Raw genomic sequence first — 20,401 nt, 5'->3', positions numbered from 1 at the left:
GACCAAGCAGGGGTACTGACAAGATGATGACGAACGTGATCAAGGCTTGTTTCGACCGGGGTGTTGGTGAGCGGCGCGGACTGGGGAGTGCGCGCGGCAGGGGCAAGGACTGCCCCGAGCTCACGATCCTCGGGGGCTACCTGGACGGAACCCTTCCCGAAGCCGAGCGCACGGCTGTGGAGGCCCATATGGTGGCCTGTTCCGCCTGCCGCAGGGTGGTGGTGGAGCTGTACATGCTCCTGGGTAACAAGCCCGCATCCGTTCCCGAGGACCTGGCGGCCTCCCTCCGGGCCCTGGTGCCGGGCGGCGCGCCGAGGGAAGGCGCCGTCACGGCCTGATGATTCGGACAGGGAGCGGCCCGCACTTGCCGTCTCCCGGTCCTGGGCCGCGTACCCGACCCGCAGCCCATGCGGCCTCATGGACGAGGCCGCGCGTCTAGACTCCATCGCCTCCCCTCCCGCACACGAGGGGGAGCGCCGACCAACCCGCCTGCTCGCGAAACGGTTCGGCCCCGGACGCCACGCGTCCGCGCCGGGCATTCGCAAAAGCGAGGAGGCGAGGCCATGTACACATCGGCCACCGATCTGATCACGGCATCCTATGGTTCGAGTTCCTCCAGCGACACAGCGTCGTCGGAGCTGGGCAAGGACGCGTTCCTGCATCTGCTCATCGCGCAGCTGGAATGGCAGGACCCCCTGGACCCCATGGACGACACGGAGATGGTCGCGCAGCTGGCCCAGTTCACCACCCTGGAGACCATGCAGGGAATCAGTTCCAAGATGGACGAGACCCTGGAGATCATGGACCAGGAGCTGTTCGCCCATGCCACCGGCTACATTGGCAAGGACGTCGAGGCCGCCGGATCGACCATCGTCAAGGACGGCGATTCCATCAGCACCGTGACCTTCACCCTGACGAGCGACTCCGCCAGCACCTACGCCCACATCCTCACCACCGGTGGCGATGTGATCACCACAGTGCCTCTCGGGGGGCTGGCCGCCGGGGAATACTCCTATGTCTGGGACGGGTTGGACCTCGACGGCAACGAGGTCGACGACGGTTCCTACTACATCGCCTTCAAGGTCTTCGACGAGAACGGGGATTCCTCCGTCGTTTCCACGCAGGTCTCGGGCACGGTCCAGTCCGTGTTCGCCGAAGACGGCGAAGTCTACCTTGAGCTCTCCGACGGCCGCACCATCGCCGCCTCGGGCTTGAGCAAGGTCGTGAACAGCAAGGCCGGCTCCTCCGAGGAGTGAGGCCGCCACTAACATTCAACCGAGGCACACGAGGTATAAGATGAGCGTTACCAGCAGCATGTACACCGGCATAGCGGGCATGCTCACGGCCAGTCAGGGCATTTCCGTCGTGGGCAACAACCTCGCGAACGCCGCCACGGTGGGCTTCAAGGGGTCGGTCATAAACTTCGAGGATTCCTTCTACCAGGCTCTGAACACCTCCGCCGGGGTGGACCAGGTGGGCACGGGGTCGTCCGTGGCCTCCATCCATGGCAATTTCTCCCAGGGCGCCATGGAGACCACCACCAGCGCCACGGACCTGGCCGTCGCCGGCAACGGCTGGTTCATCGTGGAGAACCCCACCAACGGGAGCACGTACTACACCCGCGCCGGGGCCTTCACCTTCGACAGCCAGGGCTACCTGATAGACAGCAACGGCTACCGGGTCCAGGGCTGGGGCATGGACGACGACGGCGACATCGTGGGCGCCATGGGGGACATCCAGATCGACGCCTCCCAGTCTCCGCCGGCCGCCACGGGAAAGGTGACCTTCTATTCGAACCTGGACTCCGATGCGAAGGACCACTGCACCAGCGCCACAAACCCGTTCTTCGCCATGGCCGAGAGCTGGGACGGCACCGAGGACACGCCCCTGGGCGACGCCCTGTACGAGCACACCACCACCATCACGGTCTACGACGAGAACGGCTCGTCCCATGTCCTGACCGTGTACTACGACAAGGTGGATGATGACTCCATCACCAACGAGACTTCGGGCTACACGACCTACGAGTACATCGTGACCTGCGAGCCCGACGAGGACGGGCGGACCATCGACGGCCAGGCCATGAGCGAGACCTCGGCCGCGGGGCTGCTCATGAGCGGCACCATGACCTTCAACACCTCGGGCGAGCTGACCAGCGTGACCGCCTACACCCTCAAAAGCGACGCCGGCGGCGACATGAAGGACCTTTCCAACTGGACCCTGGCCGACCTTTCCGAGAATGGACTGCCCTCGTTCTGCGCCAACTTCACCGGCGCGGAGAACGCCAGCTGCACCAACGAGGCGGACGCCCGGCCCATCGAGCTGAATTTCGGCCTGAGTTCCTCGGAGATCTCCATCGGCTGGGAGACGGGCACGGCCTCCAACGCCGGGGTCATCGGCTCGGACTACAGCAACGTGGGCAACCTCTACGCCCCGGAGTTGGCGGCCGACTCCACCACCAGCGTCAACGGTTCGTCCTCCACCCGGAGCCGGGCCCAGGACGGCTATCCCACGGGCTACCTGATGTCCATTTCCGTGAACGGCGACGGGGTGATCAGGGGCTCTTACTCCAATGGGCAGATCGAGGACCTCTTCGTGGTCGGGCTGGCCAACTTCCCCAACGACGACGGGCTGGAGCGCCAGGGCAACAACCTGTACAGCGCCACCCGCGAGTCGGGGGAGGCCGTCACGGGCACGGCCAACACCGGCAGCTTCGGGTCCATCGAGTCCAACACCCTGGAGCAGTCCAACGTGGACATGGGCACCGAGATGGTCAAGATGATCACCTTCCAGCGCGTCTATGACGCCGCGAGCAAGGTCATCTCCACGGCCGACACCATGCTGCAGACGGTCATCGGACTGAAGCGCTAACAACGGCGCGCCCGCCCCCGGGCTCGGGGGCGGGCTGCCTCGCCGGAGGTTAATCATGGCCGATCCCCTTCTCTATACCGCTTGGAGCGCGCTGAACGCGGCGCAGTACGCCATCGGCGTGCACACCAACAACATGGCCAATGCGGACAACGAGAGCTACCACGCCCGGACGGTGCGCCTGGCCGAATCCTACGTCATCAGCACCGGCAACGGCAGCCTGGGCACCGGCGTCAACGTGGCCGCCGTGAACCGCGCCTTCAGCAAATACGTGGAGAAGATGTACCTCTCAGAGTCCACCATGGAGGAGCGCTGGACCACCCAGGCGGAATGGCTCGGCTATGTGGAAAGCATCTTCAACCAGTCCGAAGAGAAAGGCGTCAACCAGGCTCTGGCCGCGTTTTTCCTGGGCTGGGAGAAGCTTTCCGCCGACGCGGACGGCGAGTCCACGCGCTCGGCGCTCCTCGGCGCCACCTCCACGCTGCTGACCATGCTCACGGACATGGCCGACGACCTGGAGCAGCAGACCGAGCTCATCGAGGGCGAAATCGGCGACCAGGTGGGGACCGTAAATACCATCCTGGAGAGCCTGGCGGACTTGAACGCCAGTATCCAGCGCGACCCGGACAACGGTAGTCTGCTGGACGACCGCGATGCACTGATCCGCGAGCTGGCGGAGTACATGGACGTGGAGGTCCAATACTACGACAGCGGCGAGGTTGCGGTTAACCTGGGTACCGGGCAGCCTCTGGTCAGCGGCTCCAAAAGCTACGAGATCAAGTACGAAAACGCCAAGTCCTGGGCGTCCCTGACCTCCCAGTCCACCTTCGACGGCCAGGTCTACTTCGACGGCGAGTCCAGCAACGAGATCGTCCTGAAGGTGGTCAACCCGGGCACGGCCGACGGTTCGGGCGCGGCCGCCCAGTTCAGGGTCTCCCTGGACGGGGGCCAGACCTGGCTCACCGACGACAACGGGGACTACGTTCTCTACACCGCGGACAGCCAGACCGGGGCCGTGGAAGTGGACGGCGTGACCATCTGGTTCGGCGCGGACGACGACCCCGCGGGCACGGCCACGGGCGCCCTGGCCAAGGGCGACACCTTCACGGTCATGGCCAAGAGCGGCCTGTACTGGTACAAGAATACCTCCTCCTTCGAGAACATCACGCCCCTTGCATCCTCCACCGGCGGAGACGAAGACGAACGGCTCACGGGCGGCAGTCTCACGGGCCTGTTCGCCACGCGCGACTCCATGATCGGCGAGTACACCGATAAGCTGGACGCCTTTGCCGAATCCCTGATCTGGGAGGTCAACTACGCCTTCAGCCAGGGCGCGGGCACCTCCAATTTTTCCACGGTCACGGGCACCTACCAAGTGGATGACGCCACCGCGGCCCTGGCGGAAAGCGATCTGCACTTCGCGGACAAGCTTACCTCCGGGTCGTTGTCCATCGCCCTGTACGACGAGTCCACCGGCGACGCCCTGGGCGTCACTTCCCTGGATTTTTCCAGCATCATTCCGCCCGGCACCAGCACCTTCGATCCCGCGGTGCATTCCCTGGCGGACGTGGCCCAGGCCATCAACGCCTCCTTCGGCGGCAACGTCACCGCCTCGGTGACCAACGGCACCCTGACCATCGACGCGGCCAGCGGCTACGAGTTCCAGTTCGCCGGGGACACCACCGGGCTGCTCGCGGGGCTGGGCATCAATACCTATTTCACCGGCACCGGCGCTTCGGACATCGGGGTCAACGCCGTGGTCTCCAGCGACGTGACCCGCATCAACGCCGGCATGGTGGACGCCTCGGGCGAGGTGGTCGACGGCAGCAACGATACGGCTCTGGCCATCTGCGGCCTGGAGACCAAGGATGTCACCATCACCACCTCGGCCGGGGACAGCAGCACCATGACCCTGCAGGAGTATCTCAACGCCCTTGTCTCCGGGGTGGGCTCGGACTCGGCCGCCGCCCAAAGCAACAAAGCCTACTATGCGATTCTGGCCAACGAGTTGGAGAAGGAGCAGGAATCCATCTCCGGCGTGAACTCGGACGAAGAACTGATCAGGGTCGAGCAGTTTCAGCGCCTGTACCAGGCGGCGGCGAACATGATCGAAGTCTCCAACGAAATGTTCGAGACCTTGATGAGCATCGCCTAGGAGGGAGCCGTGCGCGTTTCCAACAGCATGATCTGGGGCTCGGTGATCTACAACACCAACTCGGCCCTGTCGGACTACTACGCGTTGTCCGCGCAGAACGCCTCGAAAAAGAAGGTCAACACGCCCAGCGACGACCCCGCGGGCACCGGGGCCATTCTCAATCTGCGCGACAGCCTGAGCGCCATGGCGCAGTACGTCGAGAACATCGGGACCGCCAAGGGCTGGCTGGTGCAGGCCGACGACGCCCTGACCACCATGAGCGAACGGATCACCAACGCCAAGGAGCTGGCCGAGCAGGGGGCCACGGAGACCATGAACGCCTCGGGCCGCCGCAACCTGGCCGAAGAGCTCAGGGAGGTCTTGGCCGAGATGCTCACCGTGGTCAACACCGAGTACCTGGACGAAAGCATCTTCGCGGGCCAGAAGACCGGCGCCAACGCCTACGAGGAATGCCTGGGCACCGACGTCACGGGCGGCACCCTCACGGACGACGATTTGCTCTACGTGACCGGCGACTCGGACTCCTGCATCCTGGTGGAGTTCCTGACCACGGGCACCGTGGGCGCGGCCGCCACCGGCGACATCGACTACCAGTACTCCACGGACGGGGGCGAGACCTGGGCCACGGGCACCCTGGCCGCGGGCGACACCACCTTGGACCTGGGCGGCGTGCAGGTGGAGATGGCCGACGGCGCCGCGACCAGCGTGGAGGCCGACGCGGGCGGGGCGTCCACCTTTGTGGTGCGGCCCTCGGCCAGATATCTGGGTGACGACGAAGACGGGGCCGACGCCGTCCAGTACGGCGACTCGGACATCAGCTGCGCGGCCGAAGGCAGCTTTTCCGGCAAGGTGGTGGTGCGCGTCGACACGGGCGGCGACATCGCCACCGACACCATCGAGTACTCCTACTCCACGGACGGCGGCTCCACCTGGACCACGGGCAACACTTCCACCAACGGCATCCTCACGGTGCCGGGAGGGACCTTGCGGCTGACCGCGGGCCCCCTGGGCGGCACAACCGTGGCCGACGGCGGGCAGTTCGTGATCACTCCGCATATAGCGGACATCACCCTGGGCATCTCGGACTCCAGCTCCATCACCATCAACAACGTGGGCAAGGATATCTTCGGCGGTCTGTACCAGGCCACGGGCGAGGCTTACGCCACGGCCGAGGATGGACCCAACCTGTTCGAGACCGTGGGGGAGCTCATCGGCGCCCTGGAGACCAACGACACCGAGGCCATCTCCGAGGGCCTGGAAAAGCTTGCGGAATGCCAGAGCCGCGTGACCTCTGCGGCCGCGGACGTGGGCGCCAGGGAGACGCGGCTGGAGGCGGCTCAGACCTATCTGGAGTTGCGCCAGACCAATTCCGATTCCCAACTCAGCGACATCGAGGACGTGGATCTGCTGACCCTGTCCGTGAAGCTCGAAGCCGCGAAGACCGTATACATGTCGGTGGTGGAGACCAGCACTAACATCATGCAGCTCTCGCTGCTCAAGTACCTGTAGGAGCCGATTATGGCCGACTACACTTCCGGAGCCATCTATTTCACCGGCCTGGGCAGCGAGACGGACTTCGACTCCATCATCAAGGCCATGGTGGAGACCGAGAGCGTCCGCCTGAATCAGTTGGAGGATTGGGAGGAGTACTGGCAGGAGAAGTCCGACGCCCTGGCCGAATTGAACACCGAACTGGGCACCTTGCGCAGCACCCTGGCGGGCATGGACACGGTGGCCGAATTCTCGGAAAAGTCGGCCGCCTCCACCAAAGAGAACGCCCTGACCGTGCGCACCGACGGCGACGCCGAAGACGGCACCCACACCATCACCGTGGGGCAGCTGGCCCAGAACGACATTTGGACCAGTTCCGTCAGCGTGTCGGATCTCACGAGCGCCATCACCACTTCCAACGCCACGTTCACCTTCTCCTACGCCGGCGAACAATACTCCGTCGCGCTTTCGGCCAACGCTTCCCTGCAGGACCTGGTGGACGCCATCAATTCCAACCCCGACAGCAAGGCCGACGTCAGGGCCGCCACCATCAACGACGGAACAGGCCATCATCTGCAGATCTACGGCATGGACATGGGCGCGGCCAACGCCATCACCATTGATGCCTCCACCCTGACCGGGCTCTCGGCGTCGGACTTCGACAACACCCAGGCGGCCCAGAGCGCGCGCATCAAGGTGGATGGATTTCCTTTGGCCGCCGACGAATGGATCGAGCGCAACACCAACACCATCAGCGACGTCATCAAGGGCGTGACCCTGGACCTGCACGACGAGGCCACGGACATCACCATCACCATCGGCACCGACACCGACGCGATCAAGGAGAAGATCGTGGATCTGGTGGAGGCCATCAATTCCGTGCTGATCAAAATCCAGGATTTGACCTCGGTGAAGGTGGAGAGTGAAACCAAGGCCACGGGATCGCTGATGACGGGCAACTACGGCGTGGACATGGTCAAGTCGAATATCAAGAACATCACGGCCTCCGCGGCGCTGGGGTTCGAGTACTACGATGCGGACACCGGGCTCGGGGACCTGTACTCGGCCCTGTCCCAGATCGGCATCGCCACGGACCCGGACGAGAGTTCGGAGACCTTCGGCCAGCTGATTATCGACGAGGGCGAGCTGGACGAGGCCCTGGACACCGACGCCCAGGCCGTGATCGATCTGTTTGCCTGCACCGAGGACGGCACCACGGATTCCACGGACATGACCTATGTTTCTTCGGTGGAGGGCATCACCAAGGGCGGCGACCACAAAGTGGAGTACGAGGTCGTGGGCGGCCAGATCGTCTGGGCCACCGTGAACGGGGAGGAGGCCCTGGTCAGCGACAACTTGATCACCGGGCAGTATGGCAACAGCGGCGCCGGTTTGGCCGTGCGCGTGAACAATCTCGCCGACGGCACCTATTCCGGCACGGTTTCGGTGAAGCAGGGCAAGATCGGCCAATTGGCGGACATGCTGGCCGACATGACGGATTCCGAGGACGGCATCCTGGTGATCATTGGGGAAAACTACGACAGTATCGTCGCCAACACCCAGGAGTCCATCGACCAGGAAGAGGACCGCCTGACCCTGTACGAGGACCGCTTGCGCGAGCGTTTCGCCACCTTGGAGAAGGTGCTCACGGAGCTCAAAGCCATCAACACGTCCCTGGAAACCACCCTGAAGTCTTTGAATTCGGATTAAGCAAGCTTGATTTGTCTTGGGCCGCGCGAGCGCGTCCCCTGAATTTCAAGGGTTGTTTCGTCCCGGGCCGGACCGCCTGCCTACCAAACGCAACAGCCGGTGAGACGTTCTCCCGGCAGGCTCCCCCCCCATGCGGTTGGAATGAATGTGTCTGGCCCGGGACGAACTCCGGCCCCCGCGGCGAGCGCCGCGGGGGCCTTTGCGTTTGTCCGGGGAATTTCGGGGGGATGCGGCGCGGAGCGCTGGCACGCGGGGGCAAGGTTCAGGCGCGAGGCGTTTCGTCCCCGCGCGCGTCGTCCCTGGCATCCACGATGCGCCCCTTGTCGCTGGCGGCGCGCCCTTCGTCACGCTCCTCTTCGGGCGGTTCGAGGACTTCCACCTTGATGATGTTGCTTCCCCAGATATTGTACAGGCGGGTGATGCGCATGGATTCGGAGAGGATGGCCGACAGGCGCAGGAGACCGCCGGGGCGCTTGGCGATACCCGTGGCCTCGGCGAGGCTGCGGCGTCGGTCCACGGCGCGTTCGGCCTCGGCGCGCACGGCCTGGTCGGCGCGGGCCTCGTGTCCGTTGCGCGCCAGGCGCAGCCAGCGGATGAATCCTGTGGGCAGAAAGCTCATGTGAGTGTCGAAGAACCCCGCTATCAGGACGCCGATAGCGGGGCCCGGTCAGCCCCGGGCCCCGCCTCACGGCGCATATCCTCCATGTCTCCGGTCCTAGCCGCCCAAGAGCTGCAGCGCGAGCTGCGGCAGGCTGTTGGCCTGGGCCAGCATGGCGGTGGCTGATTGGGTGATGATCTGCTGCTTGGTGTACTCGGTCATCTCCGTGGCCACGTCCACATCGGAGATGCGGGACTCGGCGGCCTGCAGGTTCTCGGCCTGGATGTCCAGGTTGGAGATGGTGTTGGAGAGTCGGTTTTGCATGGCGCCAAGGTGGGCGCGGATGGTGTCCTTGGAGACGATGGCTTCGTTGATGGCGTCCAGGGCGTCCTGGGCCGCGGCCTGGGTGGAGATGGTGTAGCCCGCGGAACCGGGGGCGCTCGCGCTGCCCACGCCCAGGGCCGAGGCGGTGCAGCAGCCGATGGTCACGTAATAGTAGTCTTCGTCCGAGTCGTTGCCCGTGCCGAAGTGGACCTTCAGGGGGCCGGTGGACTGCATGCCGCTGCCGTCGTGGTCGCCTTCCACGCCCGAGAGGGTGCCGTCCAGGAGCATGATGCCGTTGAAGTCTGTGGCCATGGCGATACGGGTGATTTCCGAGGCCATGGCCTGGTACTCGGAGTCGATGATCAGGCGCTGGTCGGATCTGTAGGTGCCCGTGGCCGCCTGCTCGGCCAGCTCCTTCATGCGGATCAGTTTTTCGTCCACCACCTGCAGGGCGCCGTCCGCCGTCTGGATCATGGAAATGGCGTCGTTGGCGTTGCGCATGCCCTGGTCCAGGGTTTCGATGTCCGCGCGCATCAATTCGCGGATGGCCAGCCCTGCGGCGTCGTCCGCCGCGGTGTTGATACGAAGGCCGGAAGAAAGCTTGTTTGTCGACGAGGCAAGGGCGTTATACGATGAGTTAAGGTTCCTTGCGGCATTCATAGCCATCATGTTGTGGTTGATGACAAGAGACATGATCACCTCCGTGTGATTGTGTTGCCATGCATGCTCATTGTTTTTTGTTTCTCAATTATTCCATTAAAAGAGAAACAGTGGGCATGCAGGATGCAATGATCTCTATAAAATGTTCACAGCGTCAAAATACTGATACTTTTGTTGTTGAGCTGAAAAAATAGAGAACAATGTCAACTCAGGTTTTGGAAACGTTATACGAGTTGATTTGATCGATGTATCCATGATGTTAAAATTTTCTCATGATACAGTTGGCCCGCCTGGCATTGCAGTGCCAGGCGGGCCTCCAAGTGAGGATTGAGGTCCTGGGACCGGGAATGTCTTTGGTCAGAAGAAGAAGGCTGGAAGGTGCCTCCGCCCGGTCCTTGCAAGGTTATACGGGGAACGGGGCGGATTCATCCATACAGGCCGCAAAAAAAGGCCCCGCCCGAAAAGGGCGGGGCCGCGAAGGCGCTTTTCGCCGTGCGCGTCCGGGGCGTTAGCCCAGGAGCTGCATGGCCAGCTGGGCCGTGCTGTTGGCCTGGGCCAGCATGGCCGTGGCGGTCTGGGTGATGATCTGCTGGCGCGTGTACTCGGTCATCTCCGTGGCCACGTCCACGTCGGAGATCTGGGACTCGGCGGCCTGCAGGTTTTCGGCCTGGATATCCAGGTTGGAGACCGTGTTGGACAGGCGGTTCTGCAGCGCGCCGAGGCTGGCGCGGACGTTGTCCTTGGAGGTGATGGCCTCGTCGATGGCCTCCAGGGCGGCCTGGGCCGCGGACTGGGTGGAGATGGTGTAGCCCGCGGAGTCCGCGCTCGAGGCGTTGCCCACGCCCAGGGCCGAGGCCGTGCAGTCGGCGATCTGGATGTAGTAGTAGTCCTCGGCCGAATCGTTGGCAGTGCCGAAGTGGACCTTCAGCTTGCCGGTGGACTGCAGGGCGGACCCGCTGTGGGTGTCGCTGGAGAGCGCGCCGTTCAGGAGGTAGATGCCGTTGAAGTCCGTGGCGCTGGCGATACGGGTGATCTCCGAGGCCATGGCCTGGTACTCGGAGTCGATGATCAGGCGCTGTTCGGAGCTGTAGGTACCCGTGGCCGCCTGCTCGGCCAGTTCCTTCATGCGGATGAGCTTTTCGTCCACCACCTGCAGAGCGCCGTCAGCGGTCTGGATCAGGGAGATGGCGTCGTTGGCGTTGCGCATGCCCTGGTCCAGGGCGGCGATGTCCGAGCGCATGAGCTCGCGCACGGCCAGACCGGCCGCGTCGTCGGCCGCAGTGTTGATGCGCAGGCCCGAGGACAGCTTGTTGGTGGAAGAAGACATGGCCGAGTAGGCCGTGTTCAAGTTCCGCGTGGCGGTCATGGCGTTCAGGTTGTGGTTGATGACAAGAGCCATAATCTGTTCCCTCCATAGATGGTTAATGCTTCCCTGCTTGGTTCCCTATGATGCCTATGGTTCGAAATGCCTTCCTGTGGCATGCTCCCCTTGAATCCCGGCCGGTGTCGGAGCCCTCCTGGTTTTCGCCGAGGCTGTTGCCCACTTGGTCGTCAGGGTGGCGAAAGCCATTAGTCGGGGTGCCTGGCCCTTTAGGGAGGGAGCAAAAGAAAGTTTATAACCAACTGAAATAGAAAGATTTAAAAAATAATACCCGGTTCATGAAATGTTCAGGCCGGGCCTCGGGCATCCATGAGCCGGGGGCCCCGCGCCCGGGTCCGGACCAGGTGTGGCGGAGGACGCGAATAGCGGTCCTCAAACAGTCAAAAACCTGTTTGATTGAACAGCCAATGAATACGTATTATGAATTGGTATGCATCGAGAGCGCAGGTTGATTGAACAACCAATGGCCGCAAAACGGAGCGGTCGAGGCGGCCGGCGGGCAATAACAGGCCGATTTCGCGGCTTTTGCCGAGGGGCGGCCGCCGCCGGGGCGGGGTGGTGGGGGCGTGCGTTCCAGCGCGCCCCACGGGGTCCTGAATTTATTTGAAAGCTAAGTAACCTGGGGTAATTGACCTGATGTATCTGATGCCATATGAACGAATTTCATCCCATTCGTGGGCCATGGGCCCAGGATACGGCATGGCGTCGATGTGGCAGTCGGCGCCATGAGGCGTGTGTTGTTTTGGTGGCAATTCTTCAGAAGGGGTAACCATGTCGAATCTGCTTGTCGCTCTTATTCTTTTGCCGTTCGCGGCCGGCTTGGCGTGCTGGCTGTTGCGTGCGGCCGCCGTCAGATCGCTGGTCGTCCTGGGCACGGGCGGCGTGCTGGCGGCGGCGTCGCTGGGCCTGCTGCTGCACGGCCCGGCCAGCGTCACCGTCGGGACGCTCCTGGGCCTGCCCTGGGACTGGCTGGTCACGGCGGCGGACTTCGCGCTCCTGGCGGCCATCCTGTTCTACGGCTTCAAACACGACAACCTGCTCATCAAGGTCTTCTCGGTCCTGCAGATGGCGGGGCTGGCCGTGCTGGAATTCTTCTGGGTGGACCACGCCGCGCACGTGCCTACCTTCCATGTGGACCAGCTGGCCATCATCATGGTGCTGATCATCTCCATCGTGGGTTCGCTGATTTGCATCTTCGCCATCCCCTACATGCGCGAGCACGAGGCGCACCTGCGCCTGGAGACGTCGCGCCAGCCCCGGTTCTTCCTCTGGCTGGTGCTGTTCCTGGGGGCCATGAACGGCCTGGTCCTGGCCAACAACATCCTCTGGCTGTACTTCTTCTTCGAGGTCACCACCTTCTGTTCCTTCCTGCTCATCGGGCATGACGGCACGGAGACGGCCGTCAAGAACGCGGTGCGCGCCCTGTGGATGAACAGCCTGGGCGGCGTGGCCTTCGTGGCGGGCATGCTGTTCCTGTACGCGTCCTCCGCCACCCTGGACATCCAGCTCCTGCTGAACGCCGGGGCCGGGAACGCGGCGCTGTTGGTGGGCATGGCCTGCCTGTGCTTCGCGGGCTTCACCAAGGCCGCCCTGGTCCCGTTCCAGAGCTGGCTCCTGGGCGCCATGGTCGCGCCCACGCCGGTGTCCGCGCTGCTGCACTCGTCCACCATGGTCAAGGCCGGGGTGTACCTGGTGCTGCGCATGGCCCCGGCCTACGCGGGGACCTTCGTATCCGACGGCGTGGCCCTGTGCGGGGCCTTCACCTTCCTGGCCTGCGCGGCCCTGGCCATGGGCCAGTCCAACGGCAAGAAGATCCTGGCCTATTCCACCATCTCCAACCTGGGCCTGATCATCGCCTGCGCCGGGGTCAACACCCCCGCGGCCATCACCGCGGCCATCCTCCTGATCATCTTCCACGCCGTGTCCAAGGCCCTGCTCTTCCTCTGCGTGGGCACCATCGAGCAGGAGATCGGCAGCCGCGACATCGAGGACATGCGCGGCCTCTACGGGCGCATGCCCCGCACTGCCTGGATCACCATCACCGGCATCCTGACCATGCTCCTGCCGCCCTTCGGCGTGCTCTTGGGCAAGTGGATGGCCATCGAGGCCGCCTCGGGCCAGTTGTTCACCGTGGCCATGCTGGCCCTGGGCTCGGCCCTCACGGTGGTCTACTGGGCCCGCTGGGCCGGGTCGCTCCTGGACATCCCGGGCGGCGAGAAGCCCCAGCCCGAGGCCCAGGACACGCTGACGCGCATCCCGTTGCTGATCCTGGTGGCCGGAGCCGTGGTCCTGTCCCTGGGCGCGCCCCTGGTCTACGAGGGCCTAGTGGCCCCGTTCCTGGGCGCGGCGGCCCTGCCCGGCGGCCTGGGGGCCTTTGCCGTGTATCCGCTGTTCGTGGTCCTGGGCGCGGGCCTGCTGTATGCCCTGCGCGCGGCCAAAAAGTCCCGGCGCATGGTCTACACCGCCCCCTACCTGGGCGGGGCCAACGCCCCGGGCAGCATGGACGGCACCTACGTCGGCCCCATGAACGCCCCGGTGAGGATCGCGGCGGGCAACTACTACATGCCCGCGGTGTTCGGTGAACAGCGCCTGACCACATTGGCCAACATTACCGCGATCGCGCTGATCGTGCTCATGATGGGAGGGGCGCTCTGATGACCATCGACATTCTGCTCATAGTCGCGGCCCTGGTGGGCGCGCCCCTGGCGGGCGGCCTCATCGCGGGCCTGGACCGCAAATTGACCGCCCGCTTCCAGTCGCGCCAGGGCCCGCCCGTGGTGCAGGCCTTCTACGACGTGGCCAAGCTCTTCGGCAAACAGCCCATGGCCTCCAACCCCTGGCAGATATTCTCCGCCTGGGTCTATCTGGTGGCCGCGGCCCTGTCCGTGGCGCTGTTCTTCTTGCAGAGCGACCTCTTGCTCATCTTCTTCGTGCAGGCCATCGGGGCCGTGTTCCTGGTCATCGGCGCCATGAGCGTGCCCAGCCCCTACAGCCAGGTGGGCGCGCAGCGCGAGCTGATCCAGGTCCTGACCTACGAGCCCCTGCTGATCCTGGTCTTCGTGTCCATGTACCTGGTCACGGGCAGCTTCCGGATCGATGAGATCATGGCCGTGCAGCAGCCGCTGCTCTACAAGCTCCCGCTGATGTTCGTGGTCCTGACCTACGCCCTGACCATCAAGCTCCGCAAATCGCCCTTCGACTTCTCCACCTCCCACCACGGGCACCAGGAGCTGGTCAAGGGCGTGCTCACGGAATATTCGGGGCCGTTTCTGGGCCTCATCGAGCTGGCCCACTGGTACGAGACGGTCCTGGTCCTCGGGCTCTGCGCCCTGTTCTGGAGCACCAGCGTGGCGGGCATGGTCGTGCTCGTGGCCCTGACCTATCTGGCGGAGATCGTCATCGACAACACCATGGCCCGCATGACCTGGCGCTGGATGCTCAAGTACGTCTGGAGCGTGGGCCTGGTGCTCAGCTTCGTGAACCTGATTTGGCTTTATGCAAAGGTCTAGGACATCATGATAAAATCATTCATCAAGAAAGCCCGGATCAAGTCCCCGTGGATCATGCATTTCGACTGCGGGAGCTGCAACGGCTGCGATATCGAGACCCTGGCCTGCCTGACGCCCATGTACGACATCGAGCGCTTCGGCATCGTCAACGTGGGCAACCCCAAGCACGCGGACGTGCTCCTGGTCACGGGCACGGTGAACCACCGCAACAAGAAGGTCCTTAAGAACATCTACGACCAGATGCCCGAGCCCAAGGCCGTCATCGCCATCGGCGCCTGCGGCACCTCGGGCGGCGTGTTCCGCGAGGCCTACAACGTGGTGGGCGGCGTGGACAAGGTCATCCCCGTGGACGTGTACGTCCCGGGCTGCCCGGCCAAGCCCGAGGCGATCATCGACGGCGTGGTCCTGGGCCTGGCCAAGTTCGCGGAGAAGGTCGAGGCCAACGGAGGTGCGTCGTGAGCATTGAATTCCTGGAAGTGAGGCCCGACACCGTGGCCAGCGAAGTCCTGAAGCTGAAGAACGGGGGCTGGCGGTTCGTGACCATGTCCTGCACCGAGCTGGACGAGGAGAACGTGGACATCCTCTACCACTTCGACAAGGACCTCGAACTCAGGCACCTGCGCATGACCCACAAGAAGAGCGAGCCCGTGCCCAGCATTTCGGGCATCCTCTTCGCGGCAATGCTGGTGGAGAACGAGATGCGCGACCAGTTCGCCCTGTCCTTCGACGGCCTGGTGCTGGACTTCAACCGCACGCTGCTCCTGGACGAGGAGATCACGTCGGTGCAGGTCCCCCTGGCCAACAACTGCAAGATCGCCAAACAGTAAGGATACGCCATGGCCAAGACCATCATACCCTTTGGTCCGCAGCATCCGGTGCTCCCCGAGCCCATCCACCTGACGCTGACCGTCGAGGACGAGATAGTGACCGAGGCCGTCCCGGCCCTGGGCTACGTGCACCGGGGCCTGGAGAAACTCACGGAAATCCGCGACTACCACCAGATGATCCAGGTGGTGGAGCGCGTCTGCGGCATCTGCTCCTGCATCCACGCCAAGTGCTTCTGCCAGGGCATCGAGGAGCTGATGAGCGTCGAAATCCCGCCCCGGGCCAAGTATCTGCGCGTGATCTGGGGCGAGTTGCACCGCATCCACAGCCACCTGTTGTGGCTGGGGCTGTTCGCCGACGGCTTCGGCTTCGAGAGCCTGTTCCAGCAGTTCTGGAAGATCCGCGAGCGCATCATGGACATCATGGAGGCCACGGCGGGCAACCGCGTGATCATCTCCGTGAACGTGGTGGGCGGCACCCGCTTCGACCTCTCCGCCGAGCAGTGCGCCTACATCCTGCGCGAGCTGGACGTGTTCGAGGCCGACCTCAAGGCCCTGGAGAAGACCATGCTCGAGGACTACACCGTCAAGAGCCGCACCGTGGGCAAGGGCATCCTGACCCGCGAGCAGGCCATCGAGCTGGGCGCTGCCGGGCCCACCCTGCGCGGTTCGGGCGTGGCCCAGGACATGCGCCAGCTGGGCTACGCCTGCTTCGACGAGCTGGACTTCGAGCCCGTGGTGGAGACCGGCTGCGACTCCTACGCCCGTTCCACCGTGCGCTTCCGCGAGACCCGCCAGAGCATCGACCTGGTGCGCCAGGCCATCTCCAAGCTGCCAGAGGGCGAGACCCGCGTGCCCGTCAAGGGCAACCCCGAGGGCGAGGTGGTCACGCGCGTGGAGCAGCCGCGCGGCGAGCTCATGTACTACATCAAGGCCAGCGGCAAGAAGTTCCTGGACCGGGTGCGCATCCGCACCCCCACATTCGCCAACATCCCGCCGCTGTTGGCCATGGTCGGCGGCATCGAGCTGGCGGACGTGCCCGTGGTGGTCCTGTCCATTGACCCGTGCATCTCCTGCACGGAACGCTAAGGGAGTCGCCATGCTGTACATGACACCGAACATCGTCAGGAACTTCCTGTCCGGCAAGGCCACCCGGGGCTATCCCTTCGAGGTGCGCGACCCCTTCCCGGGCTACCGGGGCGAGCTGGTCAACGATTCCGAGAAGTGCATCCTCTGCACCATGTGCTCCACGAAATGCCCCTCCCAGTGCATCACCGTGGACCGGGAGGCCCAGACCTGGACCTGCGATCCCTACGCGTGCATCTACTGCTCCGTGTGCGTGGACAACTGCCCGGTGCATAGCCTGTCCATGGTCAACGTGCACCGCAAGCCCGCCGCGGCCAAGTCCATGTACGAGGTCAAGGGCACCATCCGCAGGAAGGCCGCGCCCAAGGCCAAGGCCGAAGCGGAACCCGCCGCCGAGGCCGCCTCCGAGGCCGCCGCTGACGCCGCTGGCGCCGCTGACGCCGCTGGCGCTGCCGAAACCGCCGAGGCCAAGGCGCCCGCCAAGGCTGCGGAGAAGAAGGCCGCTCCCAAGAAGGCCGCGGCCAGGAAGCCGGCCAAAAAGGCCGCGCCCAAAAAGGACGGGGACTCCTAGCCCCTGTCCGCATTCCGCTTCCAAGGCCCCCCCGGTTTCGCCGGGGGGGCCTTTTCGTCTATGTTCCGCGAGTTCCGGCAGGGAGCGGAAAGGGCTCGCCCGGCAGGGGCCGGGGCGTATCCGCCATGAAAATGTAGAACCATTGTCACAGAATCATGCGGTCCCGGGGTCGGGGCTGGGATAGGGGGGAGGTTCACTACCCAGCCATGGAGCCTTGCATGACCTTACGCAGCAAACTGATCGGTTTTTGTCTTCTCCTGGGCCTCTTGCCCACCATCGCCGTGGGCGCGTTCAGCGTGCGCCTGGCCTCGGACGGCCTGTCCCGCGCGGCCCTGGACCAGTTGAGTTCCGTGCGCGACGCCAAGAACCACGAGCTCGAGACCCTCTTCGCCACCTGGGGCCGCGAGGCCGAGATATTCGGGCGGGTCAAGGAGATCTACAACGCCCTGGGCATGCTCAGGGACTACGCCTGGGGCGCGGCCAAGCCCGGCGAGCGCATGAACGTCGAGGGCAAGGAGTTCACGGACCTGCTGGACTACGTGGGCGGGCCCTTCAAGTCCTTTGCCGAGACTCTGGGCTTCGAGGACGCCTATCTCATGGGCGACGAGGGCCGGGTGTACTTTTCCCTGAAACGCGGCCCGGAACTGGGCGAGGACCTGAAAATGGGCGCGGCCCTCAAGGACTCCAACCTGGCCCGCGCCTGGGCCGGGGCCATGAAGGGGCAGACCGTGTTCGTGGACGTGGCGCCCTTCGCAGCCCTGGGCGGGCGCCCCGCGTTCTTCGTGGCCGTGCCCGTGCGCGACCACAACGGCGAGGTCCAGGGCGCGGCGGCCCTGCGCCTGCCCCTGGCCCGGGTCAACGCGCTCATGGCCGTGCACGGCGGCATGGGCGAGACGGGCGAAACCTATCTGGTGGGGCCCGACGGGCTGATGCGCTCGGATTCGCGCCTGGCCCCGGACGTCTTCGGCGTAGCCGCGTCCTTCGCCCATCCGGACAAGGGCCGCGTGGACACCGAAGCCGTGCGCCTGGCCCGCGAGGACACCCGGGACACGAGAACCATCACCGGGCCCCGGGGCCGCGAGGCGCTCTCGGCCTTCGCTCCGGTGGACGCCGGGGGCCTGCGCTGGACCCTGGTGGCCGAGATGGACGCGGCCGAGGCCTTCGCGCCCGTGCGCACCCTGCGGAGCGCGGCCCTGGCAGCGGGCGGGGCGGTGGTGGTCCTGGCCGTGGTGCTCATGTTCGTCTTCGTGCGCTACGAGATCGTGCGTCCCCTGGGCCGGGTGCAGCGCTTCCTGGAGGCCGTGGGCGGCGGGGACTTCACGGCGGAGTTGGCCGGGCCCTTCAAGGCCGAGATGCGGGCCCTGGCCGACGGGGTGCGCGCCATGTACGCCGAGACCAAGAAGAAGCTCGGCTTCGCCCAGGGCGTGCTGGACGGCATCACCCAGCCCTGCCTGGTGCTGCACCGTTCCGGGACCATCAATTTCGCCAACCGCGAGCTGCTGGAGCTCATGGGCAAGCCCGGGGAGCCCGGGGACTACTACGGCCAGACCCCGGGCGAGTTCTTCCACGGCGAGCCCGGGCGCGAGACCGTGTCCACCCGGGCCCTGGAGGAGCGCAGGCCCATGAGCCAGGAGGCCGCCCTGACCCGCGACACGGGCGAGGCCGTCACCGTGAGCATGGACGCCTCGCCGGTGTACGACCTGGACGGCAGGCTGCTGGGCGTGTTCAGCCTGTTCTTCGACCTCACGCGGATCCGCGTCCAGGAGCGGCGCATCAAGGAGCAGGCCGAGCGCATGGGCCGGGCCGCGGAGCAGGCCGGGGGCATTTCCGAGCAGGTCTCCTCGGCGGCCGTGGAGCTGCGGACCCAGGTGCGCCAGGCCACGGACGGGGCCCACGCCCAGAACGAGCGCACCATGACCACGGCCGCCAGCATGCAGCAGATGAGCGTGACCACCCTGGAGGTGGCGCGCAACGCATCCGACGCGGCCAAGAGCGCTTCCGAGGCCCGCAAGAAGGCCATGCAGGGGGACGAGGCCGTGCGCCAGGTGGTGGCGGCCATCCAGGGCGTGGAGCACAAGACGCGGGCCCTCAACGAGGACATGCAGCGCCTGGACGGCCAGGTGGAGCAGATCGGCACGGTGGTGGGCCTGATCTCGGACATCGCGGACCAGACCAACCTCCTGGCGCTCAACGCGGCCATCGAGGCCGCGCGCGCGGGCGACGCGGGGCGGGGCTTCGCCGTGGTGGCCGACGAGGTGCGCAAGCTGGCCGAGAAGACCATGGACGCCACCAGGCAGGTCACGGGCGTCATCGGCGGCATCCGCGAGGGCACGAACCAGTCCCGCCAAGCCGGGCTGGAGGCCTTCGACGCCGTGGGCCGCAGCACGTCCCTGGCCGAGGACTCGGGCCGCGTGCTCAGGGAGATCGTGGAGATCATCGACGGCACGGCCGCCCAGGTCCAGGCCATCGCCGCGGCCAGCGAGGAGCAGTCCGCCACCAGCGACGAGATCAGCCGGGCCGTGGAGGAGATCAGCCAGATCGCCCGCAGCACTCTGGAGGAGATGTCCCGTTCCTCCGAGGCCATCACCGGGCTGCAGAGCCAGGCTGCGAATCTGGACGGCCTGATCAGGGATATTTGCTAGCAAACTGTTGAAAAACGCACGATCGCTTCGTTGCTGCGGCAAAGGCAAAACCTCGCGTAGCGCAAGCGTTGATATACGCGAGGTTTTGCCTTTGCCTTGCGCCTCGCGCTCGCATATTTTTGAACAGTTTGCGGGCAAGTGTTTGAAGCATGTTTTTCATCGCCATTGCGGAGAGCGGCCGCATCCGCTTCCTCGGGTAGTGCCATCCCGCGCCTCGCCCCCGGGTTTCCTCCGGCCCGGGGGCTTTTGCGTGCCCGGCCTTGACGGGGGGCGGGCGGGGGATTAGTTGTTGAGAACGAATATCAACCGCATGCCGTTGGCGGCATGGGACAAGGAGAGACCATGAGCGAGGTTATGGATTGGGGCCTGGTGGGCGCCATCGTACTGGTGGCCGCGGTGTATGTGCTGCGGCGCTTCATGCGTTCCAAGGACTCGGGCTGTGGCTGCGGGTGCGGCGGGGATTGCGCCTCGGGCTGCGGCTCAGGGGTCCCCGGCCCCTCCTGCACCCGCGAGTTGAAGCCCATGGAGCCCGAAGACAAGTAACGCGCCCCGCCGCCGGGGCCGAAGGATACGCGTGCATTC

General features: G+C 65.0%; 17 protein-coding genes. 14 read left to right on the top strand and 3 right to left on the bottom strand.

Going from position 1 to position 20,401, the window contains the following annotated elements:
- Positions 1-23 precede the first annotated feature (23 nt).
- The 6 genes from ACYYG1_RS03220 to fliD all read left to right on the top strand — a co-directional run bounded on the left by ACYYG1_RS03220 (position 24) and on the right by fliD (position 8,224).
- Positions 24-338, top strand: a complete 315-nt coding sequence (locus ACYYG1_RS03220; RefSeq protein ID WP_461208837.1) for an anti-sigma factor family protein — start codon at positions 24-26, stop codon at positions 336-338.
- A gap of 225 nt (positions 339-563) precedes the next feature.
- Positions 564-1,256, top strand: coding sequence for a flagellar hook assembly protein FlgD (locus ACYYG1_RS03215; RefSeq protein ID WP_461208836.1), 693 nt, complete (start codon positions 564-566; stop codon positions 1,254-1,256).
- Positions 1,257-1,296: 40 nt separating this feature from the next.
- Entirely contained in the window at positions 1,297-2,871 is a 1,575-nt protein-coding gene (locus tag ACYYG1_RS03210) for a flagellar hook protein FlgE (protein WP_461208835.1), read from the top strand.
- Between the two features lie 55 nt (positions 2,872-2,926).
- The gene (gene flgK / locus ACYYG1_RS03205) at positions 2,927-5,023 is read left to right on the top strand and encodes a flagellar hook-associated protein FlgK (RefSeq protein ID WP_461208834.1); all 2,097 of its coding nucleotides are present in this window, start codon (positions 2,927-2,929) and stop codon (positions 5,021-5,023) included.
- A 9-nt stretch (positions 5,024-5,032) separates the two neighbouring features.
- Positions 5,033-6,532 carry a flagellin N-terminal helical domain-containing protein gene (locus ACYYG1_RS03200; protein WP_461208833.1) on the top strand — a complete coding sequence of 500 codons (1,500 nt, stop codon included), beginning with the start codon at positions 5,033-5,035 and terminating at the stop codon, positions 6,530-6,532.
- A gap of 9 nt (positions 6,533-6,541) precedes the next feature.
- Positions 6,542-8,224: a flagellar filament capping protein FliD gene (fliD, locus tag ACYYG1_RS03195; protein WP_461208832.1), complete on the top strand. Its 1,683-nt coding sequence runs from the start codon at positions 6,542-6,544 to the stop codon at positions 8,222-8,224.
- Positions 8,225-8,486: 262 nt separating this feature from the next.
- Here the strand turns inward: fliD and ACYYG1_RS03190 are convergent, their stop codons facing one another.
- The 3 genes from ACYYG1_RS03190 to ACYYG1_RS03180 form a co-directional block, all read right to left on the bottom strand.
- Entirely contained in the window at positions 8,487-8,843 is a 357-nt protein-coding gene (locus ACYYG1_RS03190; protein ID WP_461208831.1) for a hypothetical protein, read from the bottom strand.
- A gap of 96 nt (positions 8,844-8,939) precedes the next feature.
- The gene (locus ACYYG1_RS03185; RefSeq protein ID WP_461208830.1) at positions 8,940-9,839 is read right to left on the bottom strand and encodes a flagellin N-terminal helical domain-containing protein; all 900 of its coding nucleotides are present in this window, start codon (positions 9,837-9,839) and stop codon (positions 8,940-8,942) included.
- A 475-nt stretch (positions 9,840-10,314) separates the two neighbouring features.
- Positions 10,315-11,205, bottom strand: a complete 891-nt coding sequence (locus ACYYG1_RS03180; protein WP_461208829.1) for a flagellin N-terminal helical domain-containing protein — start codon at positions 11,203-11,205, stop codon at positions 10,315-10,317.
- Between the two features lie 753 nt (positions 11,206-11,958).
- Here ACYYG1_RS03180 and ACYYG1_RS03175 point away from each other — a divergent pair.
- The 8 genes from ACYYG1_RS03175 to ACYYG1_RS03140 all read left to right on the top strand — a co-directional run bounded on the left by ACYYG1_RS03175 (position 11,959) and on the right by ACYYG1_RS03140 (position 20,362).
- Entirely contained in the window at positions 11,959-13,842 is a 1,884-nt protein-coding gene (locus ACYYG1_RS03175) for an NADH-quinone oxidoreductase subunit 5 family protein (protein WP_461208828.1), read from the top strand.
- The gene (locus ACYYG1_RS03170; RefSeq protein ID WP_461208827.1) at positions 13,842-14,696 is read left to right on the top strand and encodes a respiratory chain complex I subunit 1 family protein; all 855 of its coding nucleotides are present in this window, start codon (positions 13,842-13,844) and stop codon (positions 14,694-14,696) included. The genes ACYYG1_RS03175 and ACYYG1_RS03170 overlap by 1 nt, the downstream gene beginning before the upstream one ends.
- Positions 14,697-14,702: 6 nt before the next feature.
- Complete coding sequence (locus ACYYG1_RS03165; RefSeq protein ID WP_461208826.1) at positions 14,703-15,155, top strand: NADH-quinone oxidoreductase subunit B family protein; 453 nt, start codon at positions 14,703-14,705, stop codon at positions 15,153-15,155.
- Positions 15,152-15,523 (top strand): NADH-quinone oxidoreductase subunit C, encoded by a 372-nt coding sequence (locus ACYYG1_RS03160; protein WP_461208825.1) that lies wholly within the window; start codon positions 15,152-15,154, stop codon positions 15,521-15,523. Before ACYYG1_RS03165 ends, ACYYG1_RS03160 begins: the two co-directional genes overlap by 4 nt.
- Before the next feature lie 9 nt (positions 15,524-15,532).
- Positions 15,533-16,609, top strand: a complete 1,077-nt coding sequence (locus tag ACYYG1_RS03155; protein WP_461208824.1) for a hydrogenase large subunit — start codon at positions 15,533-15,535, stop codon at positions 16,607-16,609.
- 10 nt (positions 16,610-16,619) lie between these two features.
- Complete coding sequence (locus tag ACYYG1_RS03150; RefSeq protein ID WP_461208823.1) at positions 16,620-17,177, top strand: 4Fe-4S dicluster domain-containing protein; 558 nt, start codon at positions 16,620-16,622, stop codon at positions 17,175-17,177.
- 218 nt (positions 17,178-17,395) lie between these two features.
- On the top strand, positions 17,396-19,819 hold the full coding sequence (locus tag ACYYG1_RS03145; RefSeq protein ID WP_461208822.1) for a methyl-accepting chemotaxis protein: 2,424 nt from the start codon (positions 17,396-17,398) through the stop codon (positions 19,817-19,819).
- A 342-nt stretch (positions 19,820-20,161) separates the two neighbouring features.
- Positions 20,162-20,362, top strand: a complete 201-nt coding sequence (locus tag ACYYG1_RS03140) for a FeoB-associated Cys-rich membrane protein (protein WP_461208821.1) — start codon at positions 20,162-20,164, stop codon at positions 20,360-20,362.
- Positions 20,363-20,401: the final 39 nt, after the last annotated feature.

Source organism: Desulfocurvus sp. DL1XJH-121 (assembly GCF_054819825.1).
Note: the sequence above shows the minus strand (reverse complement) of the source record. Positions and strands in the feature narration are given on the sequence as shown.

Excerpts from the sequence above, each read along its gene's own strand:
- ACYYG1_RS03155 (WP_461208824.1), top strand. The coding sequence starts at position 15,533 with ATGGCCAAGACCATCATACCCTTTGGTCCGCAGCATCCGGTGCTCCCC.
- ACYYG1_RS03165 (WP_461208826.1), top strand. The coding sequence starts at position 14,703 with ATGATAAAATCATTCATCAAGAAAGCCCGGATCAAGTCCCCGTGGATC.
- ACYYG1_RS03150 (WP_461208823.1), top strand. The coding sequence starts at position 16,620 with ATGCTGTACATGACACCGAACATCGTCAGGAACTTCCTGTCCGGCAAG.
- ACYYG1_RS03220 (WP_461208837.1), top strand. The coding sequence starts at position 24 with ATGATGACGAACGTGATCAAGGCTTGTTTCGACCGGGGTGTTGGTGAG.
- ACYYG1_RS03170 (WP_461208827.1), top strand. The coding sequence starts at position 13,842 with ATGACCATCGACATTCTGCTCATAGTCGCGGCCCTGGTGGGCGCGCCC.
- ACYYG1_RS03145 (WP_461208822.1), top strand. The coding sequence starts at position 17,396 with ATGACCTTACGCAGCAAACTGATCGGTTTTTGTCTTCTCCTGGGCCTC.
- ACYYG1_RS03210 (WP_461208835.1), top strand. The coding sequence starts at position 1,297 with ATGAGCGTTACCAGCAGCATGTACACCGGCATAGCGGGCATGCTCACG.
- ACYYG1_RS03215 (WP_461208836.1), top strand. The coding sequence starts at position 564 with ATGTACACATCGGCCACCGATCTGATCACGGCATCCTATGGTTCGAGT.
- ACYYG1_RS03180 (WP_461208829.1), bottom strand. The coding sequence starts at position 11,205 with ATGGCTCTTGTCATCAACCACAACCTGAACGCCATGACCGCCACGCGG.
- fliD (WP_461208832.1), top strand. The coding sequence starts at position 6,542 with ATGGCCGACTACACTTCCGGAGCCATCTATTTCACCGGCCTGGGCAGC.
- flgK (WP_461208834.1), top strand. The coding sequence starts at position 2,927 with ATGGCCGATCCCCTTCTCTATACCGCTTGGAGCGCGCTGAACGCGGCG.
- ACYYG1_RS03185 (WP_461208830.1), bottom strand. The coding sequence starts at position 9,839 with ATGTCTCTTGTCATCAACCACAACATGATGGCTATGAATGCCGCAAGG.
- ACYYG1_RS03175 (WP_461208828.1), top strand. The coding sequence starts at position 11,959 with ATGTCGAATCTGCTTGTCGCTCTTATTCTTTTGCCGTTCGCGGCCGGC.
- ACYYG1_RS03140 (WP_461208821.1), top strand. The coding sequence starts at position 20,162 with ATGAGCGAGGTTATGGATTGGGGCCTGGTGGGCGCCATCGTACTGGTG.
- ACYYG1_RS03190 (WP_461208831.1), bottom strand. The coding sequence starts at position 8,843 with ATGAGCTTTCTGCCCACAGGATTCATCCGCTGGCTGCGCCTGGCGCGC.